This is a genomic window from Streptomyces capillispiralis (assembly GCF_007829875.1).
GTDB lineage: Bacteria > Actinomycetota > Actinomycetes > Streptomycetales > Streptomycetaceae > Streptomyces > Streptomyces capillispiralis.
Genome location: NZ_VIWV01000001.1, coordinates 3,181,201 through 3,195,535, shown reverse-complemented (window position 1 = coordinate 3,195,535; position 14,335 = coordinate 3,181,201). Strand labels below are relative to the sequence as shown.

Genomic DNA, 14,335 nt, shown 5'->3' with positions numbered 1-14,335 from the left:
CGGTTGGTGGCAGATCCGAACCGGCCGAGCTGGAGGGGGACTCAGCCATGTCCGTGCCTGTCGAACCGTCATCCGTCGACCCGAGCCGGAACGGCTCCGTGCCCGCCACCGAGCCGGCGGGGGACACCGGGATCCTGCGTCCGCACGCCGAGGACGCCTTCGCCGCCGAACTCGCCGCGCTGGCCGCGCGGGACGACCGCCCGCGTCCCGCCCGCTGGCGGCTGTCGCCGTGGGCCGTCGCCACCTATCTGCTCGGCGGCACCCTCCCCGACGGCACGGTGATCACGCCGAAGTACGTCGGCCCGCGCCGCATCGTCGAGGTCGCCGTGACCACCCTCGCCACCGACCGCGCCCTGCTCCTCCTCGGCGTGCCCGGCACCGCGAAGACCTGGGTCTCCGAGCACCTGGCCGCGGCGGTCAGCGGTGACTCCACCCTGCTGGTGCAGGGCACGGCCGGCACCCCGGAGGAGGCCATCCGCTACGGGTGGAACTACGCCCGGCTGCTCGCCCACGGTCCCAGCCGCGACGCTCTCGTCCCCAGCCCGGTGATGCGGGCCATGGCCGAGGGCGCGACCGCCCGCGTCGAGGAGCTGACCCGCATCCCGGCCGATGTCCAGGACTCGCTGATCACGATCCTGTCGGAGAAGACGCTGCCGATACCGGAGCTGGGCGAGGAGGTGCAGGCGGTCCGCGGCTTCAACCTGATCGCCACGGCCAACGACCGCGACCGGGGGGTCAACGAGCTGTCCAGCGCCCTGCGCCGCCGCTTCAACACCGTGGTGCTGCCGCTGCCGGAGACACCGGAGGCGGAGGTCGAGATCGTCTCGCGCCGGGTCGGCCAGATCGGCCGCTCCCTGGACCTGCCGGCCGTGCCCGACGGCGTCGACGAGATCCGCCGCGTCGTCACCGTCTTCCGGGAACTGCGCGACGGGGTCACGGCCGACGGCCGTACGAAGCTCAAGTCGCCCAGCGGCACGCTGTCGACGGCCGAGGCGATCTCCGTCGTCACCAACGGGCTGGCGCTGGCCGCCCACTTCGGCGACGGCGTGCTGCGGGCCGGGGACGTCGCCGCGGGCCTCCTCGGCGCGGTCGTCCGCGACCCGGCGGCGGACCGGGTGATCTGGCAGGAGTACCTGGAGACCGTCGTCCGCGAGCGCGACGGCTGGACGGACTTCTACCGGGCGTGCAGGGAGGTCACGGCGTGAGCGGCCGGGGGAGCGGCGCGGCGGGGCCGCTGCTGCTCGGCGTGCGGCACCACGGGCCCGGGTCGGCGCGGGCGGTGCGGGCCGCCCTGGAGCGGACGCGGCCGGACGTCGTGCTGATCGAGGGCCCGCCGGAGGCGGACGCGCTGATCCCGCTCGCCGCCGAGGAGGACATGCGGCCGCCGGTCGCCCTGCTCGCCCACGCCGTGGACGAGCCCGGCCGCTCCGCCTTCTGGCCGCTGGCCGGGTTCTCCCCGGAGTGGGTCGCGCTCCGCTGGGCGCTGGAGCACAAGGTCCCGGCCCGCTTCATCGACCTGCCCGCCGCGCACACGCTGGCCCGGGACAGGGACGAAGGGCGCGAGGCGAGCGAGGCAAGCGAGGAGAGCGAGGGAGGAAAGGCGGCGGGGGAGGGCGGCGGGAGGGGGCCCGCGACGGGCGCGGAGGTGCGGGGCGACCCGCTGGGGGCGCTCGCCGCGGCGGCCGGGTACGACGACGCCGAGCGGTGGTGGGAGGACGTCGTCGAACACCGGGGCGCGGGGAGCGGCGACGCGCTCGCGCCGTTCACCGCGCTGGAGGAGGCCATGACCGCGCTGCGCGAGGGGAGCGCGGGCGGGGAACACCGGTGGGACCTCGTGCGCGAGGCGCACATGCGGCTGCGGATCCGGGCGGCGCAGCGGGAGTCCGAGCACGGCGTGGCCGTGGTGTGCGGGGCCTGGCACGTGCCGGCGCTGCGGCACGGGGCCCCCGTCGCCGCCGACCGGGCCCTGCTGAAGGGGCTGCCCAAGGTGAGGGCGGACATGACCTGGGTGCCCTGGACCAACAGAAGGCTCTCCCGGATGAGCGGCTACGGCGCGGGCATCGACTCCCCGGGCTGGTACGGGCACCTGTTCGGCGCCCCGGACCGGCCGGTCGAGCGGTGGCTGACCAAGGTGGCGGGGCTGCTGCGGGCCGAGGACCGGACCGTGTCGTCCGCGCACGTCATCGAGGCCGTTCGGCTGGCGGAGACGCTCGCCGCGCTGCGCGGACGCCCGCTGCCCGGGCTGAGCGAGACCACCGACGCGGTACGCGCGGTGATGTGCGAGGGCTCCGACATACCGCTGGCGCTGGTGCACGACCGGCTGGTCGTCGGCGAGGTGCTGGGGGAGGTGCCGGCCGCGGCTCCCGCCGTGCCGTTGCAGCGGGACCTCGCGCGGATCCAGCGCCGGCTGCGGCTCAGACCGGAGGCCGCGGAGCGGGAGCTGGAGCTCGACCTGCGCAAGGAGACCGACGCGGAGCGCGGCAGACTGCTGCACCGGCTGCGGCTGCTCGGCATCGGCTGGGGCGAGCCGACGGCCTCGCGCGGCAGCACCGGGACCTTCCGGGAGACCTGGCGGCTGCGCTGGGAGCCCGAGCTGTCCGTACGGGTCGTCGAGGCCGGGGTGTGGGGGACGACCGTGGGGGCCGCCGCGACGGCCCGGGCCGAGGCCGACGCCGTCGCCGCGCGGGACCTCGCCGACGTCACCGGGCTCGCCGAGCACTGCCTGCTGGCCGGACTGTCCGACGCCCTGCCCGAGGTGATGCGGGTCCTCGCCGACCGCGCCGCCCTCGACACGGACGTCGGCCGTCTCGCCCGGGCCCTGCCCGCCCTGGTCCGCGCGCTGCGCTACGGCGATGTGCGCGGCACCGGCACCGCGGCGCTGGCCGAGGTCGCCGCCGGCCTCGCCGAGCGGGTCTTCGTCGGACTGCCCCCGGCCTGCGCGGGCCTGGACGCGGACGCCGCCGAGGAGATGCGCCGGCACGTCGACGCGGTGCACGGCGCGGTGGGCCTCCTCGGCGACGCCCCCGCACCGGGCCACGGGGAACTGCGCGCCCGCTGGCAGTCGGTGCTGCGCACGCTGTCCGCGCGGGACACCGTGCCCGGCGTCATACGGGGGCGGTCCGTGCGGCTGCTGCTGGACGACGGGGAGCTGGCGCGGGACGAGGCGGCGCGGCTCATGGGGCTCGTGCTGTCGCCGGGCACACCGCCGGCCGACGCGGCCGCGTGGATCGAGGGCTTCGTCGGCGGAGGGCCCGGCGGCGGACTGCTCCTGGTCCACGACGAGCGGCTGCTCGGGCTGGTCGACGCCTGGCTGACGGGCGTACCCGCACAGGCGTTCACGGACGTACTGCCGCTGCTGCGGCGGACGTTCTCGGCGTACGAGCCAGGGGTGCGGCGCACCCTCGGCGAGCTGGTCCGGCGCGGGCCGGGGTCCCGCGGGAGCGCGGTGACCGCCGGTGCCGGTGCCCCCGGCTTCGGGCCCGGCCTCGACTCCGCGCGCGCGGACGCCGTGCTGCCGGTCGTGCGGTTGCTGCTGGGGACGGACGGGGCCGACGCGGCGGCGGCCGTTCCGGCGGGGGTGGCGGGATGAGGGACACAGGACACCAGGGGGAGGCGCGCGGGGTGGAGGCGACGGCGGACCCGGCGCGGGAGCGGCTGCGCAGATGGCGTCTGGTGCTCGGCGGCGGTGACGCGGCCGACGGGACCGGCAGCGCGCTGACCGGGCAGGACGCCGCGATGGACGGGGCGCTCACCGCGCTCTACGGCACGGGGGACAAGCCGTCGGCGGGCCGGGACCGTGCGGCGGGGCTCGGGGCGTCGGCGCCGTCGGTGGCGCGCTGGCTCGGGGACATCCGGACCTACTTCCCCTCCACCGTCGTCCAGGTCATGCAGCGCGACGCGATCGACCGGCTCGGGCTCGCCACGCTCCTGCTGGAACCGGAGATGCTGGAGGCGGTCGAGGCCGATGTCCACCTCGTCGGCACGCTCCTGTCGCTCCACCAGGCGATGCCGGAGACGACGAAGGAGACGGCGCGGGCGGTGGTGCGCAAGGTGGTGGCGGACCTGGAGAAGCGGCTCGCCGCCCGCACCCGCGCCACCCTCACCGGCGCCCTCGACCGCAGCGCCCGCGTCAGCAGGCCCCGCCACCACGACATCGACTGGAACCGCACCATCGCGGCCAACCTCAAGCACTACCTCCCGGAGCACCGGACGGTCGTGCCCGAACGGCTCGTCGGCCACGGGCGTGCCGCGCGGTCGGTGAAGAAGGAGATCGTCCTGTGCGTCGACCAGTCCGGGTCGATGGCCGCGTCCGTCGTGTACGCGTCGGTGTTCGGGGCGGTGCTCGCGTCCATGCGGTCGGTCAGCACGCGGCTCGTCGTGTTCGACACGGCGGTCGCCGACCTCACCGACCGGCTGGACGACCCCGTCGACGTGCTCTTCGGCGCCCGGCTCGGCGGCGGCACGGACATCAACCGGGCGCTGGCGTACTGCCAGTCGAGGATCACCCGGCCCGCCGAGACGGTCGTCGTGCTGATCAGCGACCTCTACGAAGGCGGGATACGCGACGAGATGCTCAAGCGGGTGGCGGCGATGAAGGCGTCGGGGGTGCGGTTCGTGACCCTGCTCGCGCTGTCCGACGAGGGCACGCCCGCTTACGACAGGGAGCACGCGGCGGCGCTCGCCGCGCTGGGGACACCGGCGTTCGCCTGCACCCCCGATCTGTTCCCGGAGGTGATGGCGGCGGCGATCGAGAAGCGGCCACTGCCGATACCCGACGTGGTGTGAGCGCGCGTCGGACCGGTCGGGGGCGGTGACGAGGTGCCGGCTCGGCACCGTCCGACTTGGGCCGTCAAACACGGACATGACTGCCCATCGGTGGCGGCGGGCTTGCGCGACCTCGGGAGTCGCGTGCGAGGATCGGCGCCGTTCGAATACGACGCATGAGGCGTCCCAGGCCCCCGCCCGACGCACGCCGCGTCCCCCTCGTCCCGCCGTCCCGGGAGGAACCGCCCGCCTTGACCTGGTCAGCCGTCCTGTCCGGTGCCGCTGTGCGCGCGATGCGCACGGTGGCCGGGCGGCGTGCGCTCCAGGTCGCCCTGCTGGTGGGCGGCGTGTTCGTGCTCGGCGTGCTGTGCGGGGAGCGCGCGCAGGCGGCGGACGGCGCCCCGGCGGAGGAGACGTCGTCCGTCTCCCTCTCCCGCGGTCCGTCCTCCGACGGGCGGGTGTCGCGGGCCGACCCGGACACCCGGACCGAGCCGACGGCACGCGAGCGGGGCGGTGACGCCCGTGGGACGTCGTCCCCGGACCCGGCCGACGCGGGCGGGACGGACGCGGGCAGCACGGACGCCGTGGCCGACTTGGCCGACGCCGTCGAGGCGGAAGGGGCCGGAGCGGCCGAAGGGGCCGGAGCGGCCGAAGGGGCCGGTGCGACTGCCTCGTACGGGCCGTTCCATTCGGGCGGTGCGGGTGGTGCCGGCGGTGCGGGTGGTGCCGGCGGTCCGTTCGATGCGGTCGGTTCGGCCGGTGCGCTGGGCGGGTCCGTGGTCCGGTCCGTCGGGGAGCGGGTCGCGGGGACGACGGTCGGGGAAGTGGCCGACGCGGTGACGGGCGGCGGCCTGGCCGGCACACCGGGGGACCTTCCCCGTGTGCCTGGCGTGCCCGGCGTGCCCGGTCTGCCCGATGTTCCTGGTCTGCCCGTACTGCCCGGCCTGGAGCAGCCCGCCCCGCTGCCGGAGGTCCCGGGGCTGCCGGCCGTACCGGCGCACCCCCTTCCCGAGCCGTACACGCCCGGCCCGCACCCGGGCGCCGCGACGCCCCCGCCGGCCGATGTGCCGGCCCCGGACCGACCGGCCGGCCGCGTCGCCGAAGGCCCGCAGTTCACCGGCGTGGGCGCTGCGCCCCACGGCGACCACGAGCGCCGGGCCGCTGCCGAGGCGGCTCCCGCTCAGCCTGCCCCCGCACCGCACGCTCCCGCCGACCGCCCGGACGGCACGGCGGGACAGCGTTCGGCCGCCGACAACGGTTCGTCGCGGCACGCTGACCCGTGCGCCGTCACCGCCTTCCACCGGCCCCCGCCGCGGCTCGTGCCCGGCGCCCTCGCGCACGTCGAGGCCACGGGGACGCGGGACCGCTACCGGGACGTCCCGGTCTCACCCGCGTAGGGGCATGTCCTCCCTCGCCGCGACCCTGTCGCGCGAGGGCACAGCCCGCCCGCCCGTCCGGACACCCCCTGTGTCCCGTACGGAAGCCGCCGGAGCACCCCCTGTGGACCTCTCCCGGCGGCCGGACATGCCCCAGTTTCCGACCCCGCGCCCATGCGACCGGGCTCTCGGAACCTCAAGATCCAGGGATCTGACGCACAGATGAACAAGAACATCCGACGTTCCATCGTCATCGCCGCCGGTGTCACCGGGGCCTGGGCCCTCAGCTCGGCCGCCGCCAGCGCGGACGAACTGCCCGTGCTGTCCGTCTCGGCTCCGGACGCGAGCGCCGACATCGGCATCGGCGTCGACGCCACGGACACCACCGACGCCGTGGACTCCGCCGACGCCGGCGGCATCACCGACATGCTCGGCACGGTCGTCGAGTCGGTCACCGGGACGGTGGCCGGCACGACCGGCACGGCGGGCGACACGGTCACCGAGGCCGGGGCCACCGTCCGGGCGACGGCGTCCGACGCCACCGCCCCGCGCGCCTCCGAACTCAAGGGCGCCGCCGCCTTCCAGGGCGCCAAGGCCGCGCGTGCCGCGCAGGAGGCGCAGCGCGAGGCCGGGGACGCGGCCGGTGAGGCCGACGCGACCGCCGGTGCGGCCGTGTCCGACCTGGCCGCCGCCATCACCGAGCACGACACCGTCGACTACCTCTTCGGCCCCCTCGCCGCCTTCGCGCCCGAGCTGGAGCGCCACGCCCTCGCCGCCGTCCAGGACACCGCCGACGGCCTGGAGCACCGCGCGGCCGACGCCACCGGCACCGCGGAGGGCGGGACCGGCGGCGTCACCGACGCCGTCCGTGCCGCCGTCCGGGGCGTGCCCACCCGGGTCACCGGCACCGCCTCCGCCGCCGCGGCCCGTGCCACGGGCACCGCCGAGGGAGAGGCGACGGCCGTCGCCGACGCGGCGCACGCCACCGTCTCCGGTGTCCCCGGCACCGTCACGGCCACCGCGGGCGGCGTCACCGGCACGGTGGTGAGCGAGGCGGGAGCCGTCGCCGACGCCACCCGCGCCACCGCCTGGACGCTCCCCGGCACCGCCACGACGGCCGCCGGCCACGTCACCGGCATAGCCCGGACCGAGGCCACGGCCGCCACCGACGCCGCCTACGGCACGGTGTCCGGCGTCCCGGGTCACGTCACCGGCACTGCCACCGCCGTCGTGGGTGAGGCCGGCGTCGTCGCGGACGCCGCGTACGGCACGGTGTCCGGCGTTCCGGGCCACGTCACCGGCGCCGTCTCCGCCGTCGCCGACGAGACCGCGCGCGCTGTCGTGCCGCCGGTCGCCGGGGCGGCCGTCGCGTGGGCCGTGCCGGCCGCCGGACAGGCCGTGGCCGGAGTCGCGCCCCTCGTCGGGCACACCGCCGCCGGTGTCGTGCCGGTCGCCGGTGACGCGGGCGCCGGAGCGGCGTCCGCCGCCGCGCACACCGCGTACGGGGCGGCCCCGGTCGCCGGGTACGCGGTCACCGGCGCCGGACGGACGGCCGGGCACGCGGTCGACGCCGCGACCGGGTTGGCGTACGGCGTCGTCGGCGACGTCCGTCCGGTCGCGGACGACGTGGCGCGGGACGTGCCGTCGGTGGCCACCGGTGCCGTCACCGACGTGCGGGCCGTGGCCGGCGGCGCGGTCGCCGACGCGGCGCCCCTCGCCCACGGCGCCGTCGCCGACGCCCGGTACACGGCCGGTACGGCCGCCGCCGACCTGACGGCGTACGCCACCGGCCAGGCCCGGTGGGCCGCCGCCGACGCCACCGGCGCGGTGCTGCCGCCGGTGGTGCACACGGCGGTGGACGGTGTGCTGCCCGTCGCCGGGCAGGCCGCCGAGGACGCGGACGGGCTCGCCCACGGCGTCACCGGCGAGGTGCGTCGCTTCGCGGGCGGCGTCGTCGCGGAGGTGCCGCCGCCGGCGTACGGCACCGCCGGGCAGGTGGACCCGTTCGTGCAGGGCGTCGCCGGTGAGGTGCCGCCGTTCGCGGCCGGGGTCACCGGCACCGTCCGGCCCGTCGTGGACACCGCCACCGGGACCGCCGGTCACGTCGCCGACGGCATCGGCGGCAGCGCCTCCACGCTGGCGTACGGCGTCGCCGCCGAGGCCCAGCCCTTCGCGGGCGGGGTCGCGGCGCAGGCCGCTCCGTTCGCGTACGGGGTGGGCGGGCAGACCGCCCCCTTCGCGCAGGACCTGTCGGGCACCGTCCGGGGCGAGGCCGACCTGCTCGCCGGGCACGCGGTCACCGGCACCGAGGGCGTCGCCGAGTCGGTCACCCCGGGCTACGCGCAGGGCCAGTACCACCAGGGCGGCACGTACAGCGTCTGACCGGTCCGCGACCGGCGGCCCTCGGCGGGTCGGCCGTCCCCGGCGGGTCGGCCGTCCTCGGCAGGTCGGCCGTTCTCGGCGGGTCGGCCGAAGAGCGAAGATGACACCCCGAACATGACTCACGAGTAACACTCGTGGGTAACAACGACTCCCCGGGGCCTCGGGCCACGGACGGCCGAAAGCCGTCGGCTCGTCCGGCCGGCATTCCCGGGGAGGGGTACCGCGGCCCCCATCGGGGAGGGGGCCGCCGCACCCGCACCGCGGAGAGCAGGGCGTTCAGCCCCCTCCGGGTGGTACGAAAGGGCCTCACCGGGTCAACCCCAGCCCGGTGAGGCCCCTCACGTCCGGCACCCCGTGCCAGGGATGGCGGCATCATGTGACAGGTATCACCGCTCACGTGTGACCCGCGATTTAGAGAGGTCACCCATGCGGCGATAACCTGCGAGACGGACATGCCGCGCGCTCGGACACCGTGTGCGCCTCCCTTGTGACACAGCGGACGTCACGTTGCCCTTCGCGGCACGCCCACGCATCCAACGAACCGCGAGATCACTGATAGGGACGGAAGCGCGTGGACCTGTTCGAGTACCAGGCGAGGGACCTCTTCGCCAAGCACGATGTACCGGTGCTGGCCGGTGAAGTCATCGACACGCCTGAGGCGGCCCGCGCAGCCACCGAGCGGCTCGGTGGCAAGTCCGTCGTCAAGGCCCAGGTGAAGGTCGGCGGCCGCGGCAAGGCCGGCGGCGTCAAGCTCGCCGCGACCCCGGACGAGGCCGTCGCCCGCGCGACGGACATCCTCGGCATGGACATCAAGGGCCACACGGTCCACAAGGTGATGATCGCCGAGACGGCCCCGGAGATCCTGGAGGAGTACTACGTCTCCTTCCTCCTCGACCGTGCCAACCGCACCTTCCTCTCCATCGCCTCCGTCGAGGGCGGCATGGAGATCGAGGAGGTGGCGGCCACCCGCCCCGAGGCCGTCGCCAAGACCCCGATCGACGCCAACGAGGGGGTGACCCCCGCCAAGGCCCGCGAGATCGTCGAGGCCGCGAACTTCCCGGCCGAGGTCGCCGACAAGGTCGCCGACATCCTGGTCACCCTGTGGAAGACCTTCGTCGCCGAGGACGCGCTCCTCGTCGAGGTCAACCCGCTGGCCAAGGTCGCCTCCGGTGACGTCATCGCCCTGGACGGCAAGGTCTCCCTGGACGAGAATGCCGAGTTCCGCCAGCCGGAGCACGAGGCCCTCCAGGACAAGGCGTCGGCCAACCCTCTCGAGGCCGCCGCCAAGGAGAAGAACCTCAACTACGTCAAGCTCGACGGCGAGGTCGGCATCATCGGCAACGGCGCGGGTCTCGTCATGAGCACCCTGGACGTCGTCGCCTACGCCGGTGAGGCCCACGGCGGCGTCAAGCCCGCCAACTTCCTCGACATCGGTGGCGGCGCCTCCGCCGCCGTCATGGCGAACGGCCTGGAGATCATCCTCGGCGACCCGGACGTCAAGTCCGTCTTCGTCAACGTCTTCGGCGGCATCACCGCCTGCGACGAGGTCGCCAACGGCATCGTGCAGGCGCTGCAGCTGCTCGCGGACCGCGGTGAGGAAGTCACCAAGCCGCTGGTCGTCCGTCTCGACGGCAACAACGCCGAGCTGGGTCGCAAGATCCTCTCCGACGCCAACCACCCGCTGGTCCAGCGCGTGGACACCATGGACGGCGCGGCCGACAAGGCCGCCGAGCTCGCGGCTGCTGCGAAGTAAGGGACGAGGGACTACACAGCCATGGCTATCTTCCTCAACAAGGACAGCAAGGTCATCGTCCAGGGCATGACCGGTGCCACGGGCATGAAGCACACCAAGCTCATGCTGGCCGACGGCACGAACATCGTCGGTGGCGTGAACCCGCGCAAGGCGGGCACGTCCGTCGACATCGACGGCAACGAGATCCCGGTCTTCGGCACGGTCGCCGAGGCGATGGAGAAGACCGGCGCCAACGTGTCCGTCCTCTTCGTCCCGCCGGCCTTCGCCAAGGCCGCCGTGGTCGAGGCGATCGACGCCGAGATCCCGCTCGCGGTCGTCATCACCGAGGGCATCGCGGTGCACGACTCCGCCGCGTTCTACGCGTACGCCGTGGAGAAGGGCAACAAGACCCGGATCATCGGCCCGAACTGCCCGGGTCTGATCACCCCCGGTCAGTCGAACGCCGGCATCATCCCGGGCGACATCACCAAGCCCGGCCGCATCGGCCTGGTCTCGAAGTCCGGCACGCTGACGTACCAGATGATGTACGAGCTGCGGGACATCGGCTTCTCCTCCGCCGTCGGCATCGGTGGCGACCCGGTCATCGGCACCACGCACATCGACGCGCTCGCCGCGTTCGAGGCCGACCCCGACACCGACCTGATCGTGATGATCGGTGAGATCGGCGGCGACGCCGAGGAGCGGGCCGCGGCCTTCATCAAGGAGAACGTGAAGAAGCCGGTCGTCGGCTACGTCGCGGGCTTCACCGCGCCCGAGGGCAAGACCATGGGCCACGCCGGCGCCATCGTCTCCGGTTCCTCCGGCACGGCCGCCGCCAAGAAGGAGGCCCTCGAGGCCGCCGGCGTCAAGGTCGGCAAGACGCCGACCGAGACGGCGAAGCTGGCGCGCGCGATCCTCGCCGGCTGAGTCACCGGCACACAGCACAACACAGCACGGCACGGCTGGGCCCGTTCCCCTCGGGGGACGGGCCCACCGTCGTTCAACGCGCCTGTGGCGTCAGCCGCTCCGGCCCGCCCGGGAACTCCTCCCGCAGCCGGGCCCGCAGCTCCCGCTCCTCCTCCGACAAGGGACCGGGTGCCACCGGCGGCGGAACGCCCTGCACCGTCTCGCCCGGCGGCACCGGCGGCTCGTAACGGGTGGGGGCGGTGCGCAGGGTGAGCGTCGTGGCGCCGATCAGGGCGACGGTGAAGGCGATGGCGGCGCGGGTCCAGAAGCGGGCCCGGCGCTCGCTGCCGCCGCGCACCGCCGGCGGGGCGGCCGACCGCAGCCGCCCGGTGGAGGCCAGCTCGGCCAGCCGCTGGTGCAGTTCCCGCGGATCGGACAGGTCCGGCAGCCGGGCGGCGACGGTCTCGCGCGCGTGCAGCAGCCGGCCCGCCGTCGCCCGGGTGGTGGCCTCCGTCTCCGCCGCCGTCTCGGGCAGACCGAGCCCGACACCGTCGTACAGCACGAGCGTGCGGCGGTATGGCGGGGGCAGGTGCAGCAGGACGTCGAGGAGCGCCCGGTCGTCCTCGTCGGGCGGCGGGGGCTCGGGCTGCCGGTGGCGGCGGAGGAAGCGGTGCCACGGGGAGAGCGCCCACTCGTACGCCGCCGCGCGCACCCAGCCGGCCGGGTCGGGGTCGCGGGCCACCTCGGGCCAGCGGTCCCAGGCCAGCTGGAAGGCCCGCTCCACGGACTCGCGGGCGAGGTCGCGGCGGCCGGTGAGCAGGTACGCCTGCCGGACGAGTGCGGGGGCGCAGAAGGAGTACAGGGCGTCGAAGGCCTGAGCGGGCGTCAGGTCCGCGGCGGCGTCCGGGGCGTCGGAGGGCAGGGCCGACGGCGGCGGCGCCTGTACGAAGGCGGAGGGCTCGGGACCGGCCGTACCACCACCGCGCCGTTCCGGACGCACCGTCACCATCGCCATCGCCATCGCCCCCGCTTTCTGACGATCCCGCCGGTCATGGTGTCCCGGGTGCCCCGAGTGCCCCGGGTGCCCCGAGTGCTCCGGGTGCTCCGGGTGTTCCGGGTGTTCCGGCGCGGAAGCCCGTGCTCCGTCCTCGCCCGTCCCTCCCTCCGTCCCGGCGAGACCGGCCAGCAGCCGCGCGTACGCCTCCCCGCTGCGGCCGCGTGGCGTGCTGCGGCCGGACTCCCACGCGCGCACCGTCGCGGGCCGGACGCCGACCCGCTCGGCGAGCTGATCCCGCGTCAGCGCGCCCGCTTCACGCAGGCGTCGGCGTTCCCCGGGCGGGGGGAGTGGGGTGGCAGGGCTCCGCGTCACCGGACACCCCTCCGCACGAAAAAGTACATAAACGTATATTGAGCGACACAGCGGTGCTTCGCCCGTTACGCCCGTGAAGCGCGTGTCGTTGGGAGCATGGCGGACGTGACCCAGATGACCGCTCGCCGTACCACGACGGCCGCCCTGCGCACCCGGCTGCGCGACCGCTCGCCCGGGCTGGCCTCCGCCCTCCTCGGTGGCGCCCTCGCGGCCGGACTGGGGCTCTCGGCGTTCACCGTGCTCGTGACCCTGCTCTGGATCAGCTCCCCCTACCCCGACAGCGGACCCGGCGGCGCGCTGCACGTCGCGGCGGCGCTGTGGCTGCTGGCGCACGGCGCCGAACTGGTCCGCACCGACACCCTCTCCGGTCTCCCCGCGCCCCTGGGCGTCCCGCCGCTGCTGCTGCTCGTACTGCCGGTGTGGCTGCTGCGCCGGGCCGCCCGGGACGCCGCGGACGGGGACGCGGACGACGAGGCCCCGCTCGTTCCCGGCCGCACGGCCTGGGCGGGCGTCGTCCTCGGCTACCTCGCCGTCGCCGCCCCCACCGCGCTGTACGCCGCCGGCGGCGTGCTGCGGCCGGCGTGGACCTGGACCGGCCTGAGCGTCCCCCTGGTCGCCGTGGCGGCCACGGGCGCGGGGGTGTGGACGGCGTACGGCCGTCCGAGCGGCCCGCTGGAACGGGTGCTGGCGGCGGTGCTGCCCAGGGGCGCGCGCCATCTCGTCCTCGGACCGGACGGCCGCCCCGGGGCGGCGGCACGGGCCGCGGCGGCCGGGGCGGCGGTGCTGACCGGGGGCGGCGCGGTGCTGCTGGCGGTGTCACTGGCCTGGCACGGCGGGGAGGCCCGGGCGGCGTTCCCGCGTCTGACGGAGGGCTGGTCGGGATGGCTGGCCGTGCTGCTGCTCTGCGTCACGCTGGTGCCGAACGCCGCGGTGTGGGCGGCGGCCTACGCGCTGGGCCCCGGCTTCCTGCTCGGTGCCGGTGCTCCGGTGACCCCGCTCTCCTCCGCGCCGGCCCCGCTGCTGCCGCCGTTCCCGCTGCTCGCCGCGGTGCCGGACGCGGGGGCGGGGACGCCGGTGAACTGGGCGGCCGCGGTGGTGCCGGTGGCGGCCGGGGCGGTGGTCGGGTGGTGCGTGGGCCGGAGGGCCACCGCGGGCGCGCCCGCGGTCGTCTGGACGCGCGGCCGGACCGTCGCCGCGGCAGCGCTGGCGGCCGTGCTCTGTGCGGCCCTGCTCGCCGCCCTCGCCGCGCTCGCGGGCGGCCCGCTGGGGGTGGCGGCGCTCTCCCGGTTCGGCCCGGTGTGGTGGCAGGTGGGGGCGGCGACGCCGGCGTGGCTCGCACCGATCGCGGTCGCCACGGCACTGGCGCTACGGGCCTGGCACCGCCGCCCGCCCGCCGACGCGCCGTGCGGACGCACCCCGGGGCTCGGCGGCCCCGACCGGGATCCGCGCACCGATGACCCCGGCAGCCGACGGCTCGCGCGTCACTGGTTCTCCTGGTACCGGGACCGGGCCGACGCCCTCGGAAGCGGACGGCCCGGGCGCCATTGGCCGTCCCGCCACCCGGAAACGGTCGACAGTGAGGAATCGCCCCACGGAGGCCGCAGGAGCCACGGCGGCGGATCGGACCGGCCCGTCTCCCCGGTCCAGCACCACGACCCGGACGAGCCCTACCTGCTCCCCGACCTCGACACCCCGTACTGGAGCGCCGGACCCGGGGACACCAGGCCCCCGTCCGGCACCCCCGGAACACCGGCCGGACCCCGGCCGGACGCGCCATGGCGCGATCCCGCTCCGTGAGGGCGGGTG

The 14,335-nt window shown here is 76.0% G+C and carries 9 protein-coding genes; 8 read left to right on the top strand and 1 reads right to left on the bottom strand.

The window, feature by feature from the left end; translation table 11 throughout:
* The first annotated feature begins 47 nt into the window (after window positions 1-47).
* The 7 genes from FHX78_RS13260 (at window position 48) to sucD (ending at window position 11,181) form a co-directional block, all read left to right on the top strand.
* Window positions 48-1,205, top strand: coding sequence for an ATP-binding protein (locus FHX78_RS13260; RefSeq protein ID WP_145867661.1), 1,158 nt, complete (start codon window positions 48-50; stop codon window positions 1,203-1,205).
* Window positions 1,202-3,589, top strand: coding sequence for a DUF5682 family protein (locus FHX78_RS13255; RefSeq protein WP_145867660.1), 2,388 nt, complete (start codon window positions 1,202-1,204; stop codon window positions 3,587-3,589). The genes FHX78_RS13260 and FHX78_RS13255 overlap by 4 nt, the downstream gene beginning before the upstream one ends.
* Window positions 3,586-4,785, top strand: a complete 1,200-nt coding sequence (locus FHX78_RS13250; protein ID WP_145867659.1) for a vWA domain-containing protein — start codon at window positions 3,586-3,588, stop codon at window positions 4,783-4,785. The genes FHX78_RS13255 and FHX78_RS13250 overlap by 4 nt, the downstream gene beginning before the upstream one ends.
* Before the next feature lie 230 nt (window positions 4,786-5,015).
* Window positions 5,016-6,161, top strand: a complete 1,146-nt coding sequence (locus FHX78_RS13245; RefSeq protein ID WP_145867658.1) for a hypothetical protein — start codon at window positions 5,016-5,018, stop codon at window positions 6,159-6,161.
* 201 nt (window positions 6,162-6,362) lie between these two features.
* Window positions 6,363-8,522 (top strand): hypothetical protein, encoded by a 2,160-nt coding sequence (locus tag FHX78_RS37150; RefSeq protein ID WP_189908513.1) that lies wholly within the window; start codon window positions 6,363-6,365, stop codon window positions 8,520-8,522.
* Between the two features lie 571 nt (window positions 8,523-9,093).
* Window positions 9,094-10,275, top strand: a complete 1,182-nt coding sequence (gene sucC, locus FHX78_RS13235) for an ADP-forming succinate--CoA ligase subunit beta (RefSeq protein ID WP_145867657.1) — start codon at window positions 9,094-9,096, stop codon at window positions 10,273-10,275.
* 21 nt (window positions 10,276-10,296) lie between these two features.
* On the top strand, window positions 10,297-11,181 hold the full coding sequence (gene sucD, locus FHX78_RS13230) for a succinate--CoA ligase subunit alpha (protein WP_030871259.1): 885 nt from the start codon (window positions 10,297-10,299) through the stop codon (window positions 11,179-11,181).
* Window positions 11,182-11,254: 73 nt separating this feature from the next.
* On the opposite strand, the gene FHX78_RS13225 is transcribed toward sucD, so the two are convergent.
* Window positions 11,255-12,529: a helix-turn-helix domain-containing protein gene (locus tag FHX78_RS13225; protein WP_145867656.1), complete on the bottom strand. Its 1,275-nt coding sequence runs from the start codon at window positions 12,527-12,529 to the stop codon at window positions 11,255-11,257.
* Window positions 12,530-12,625: 96 nt separating this feature from the next.
* Between FHX78_RS13225 and FHX78_RS13220 the strand changes: the two genes are divergently transcribed.
* Entirely contained in the window at window positions 12,626-14,326 is a 1,701-nt protein-coding gene (locus tag FHX78_RS13220; protein ID WP_229923837.1) for a cell division protein PerM, read from the top strand.
* Window positions 14,327-14,335 lie beyond the last annotated feature (9 nt).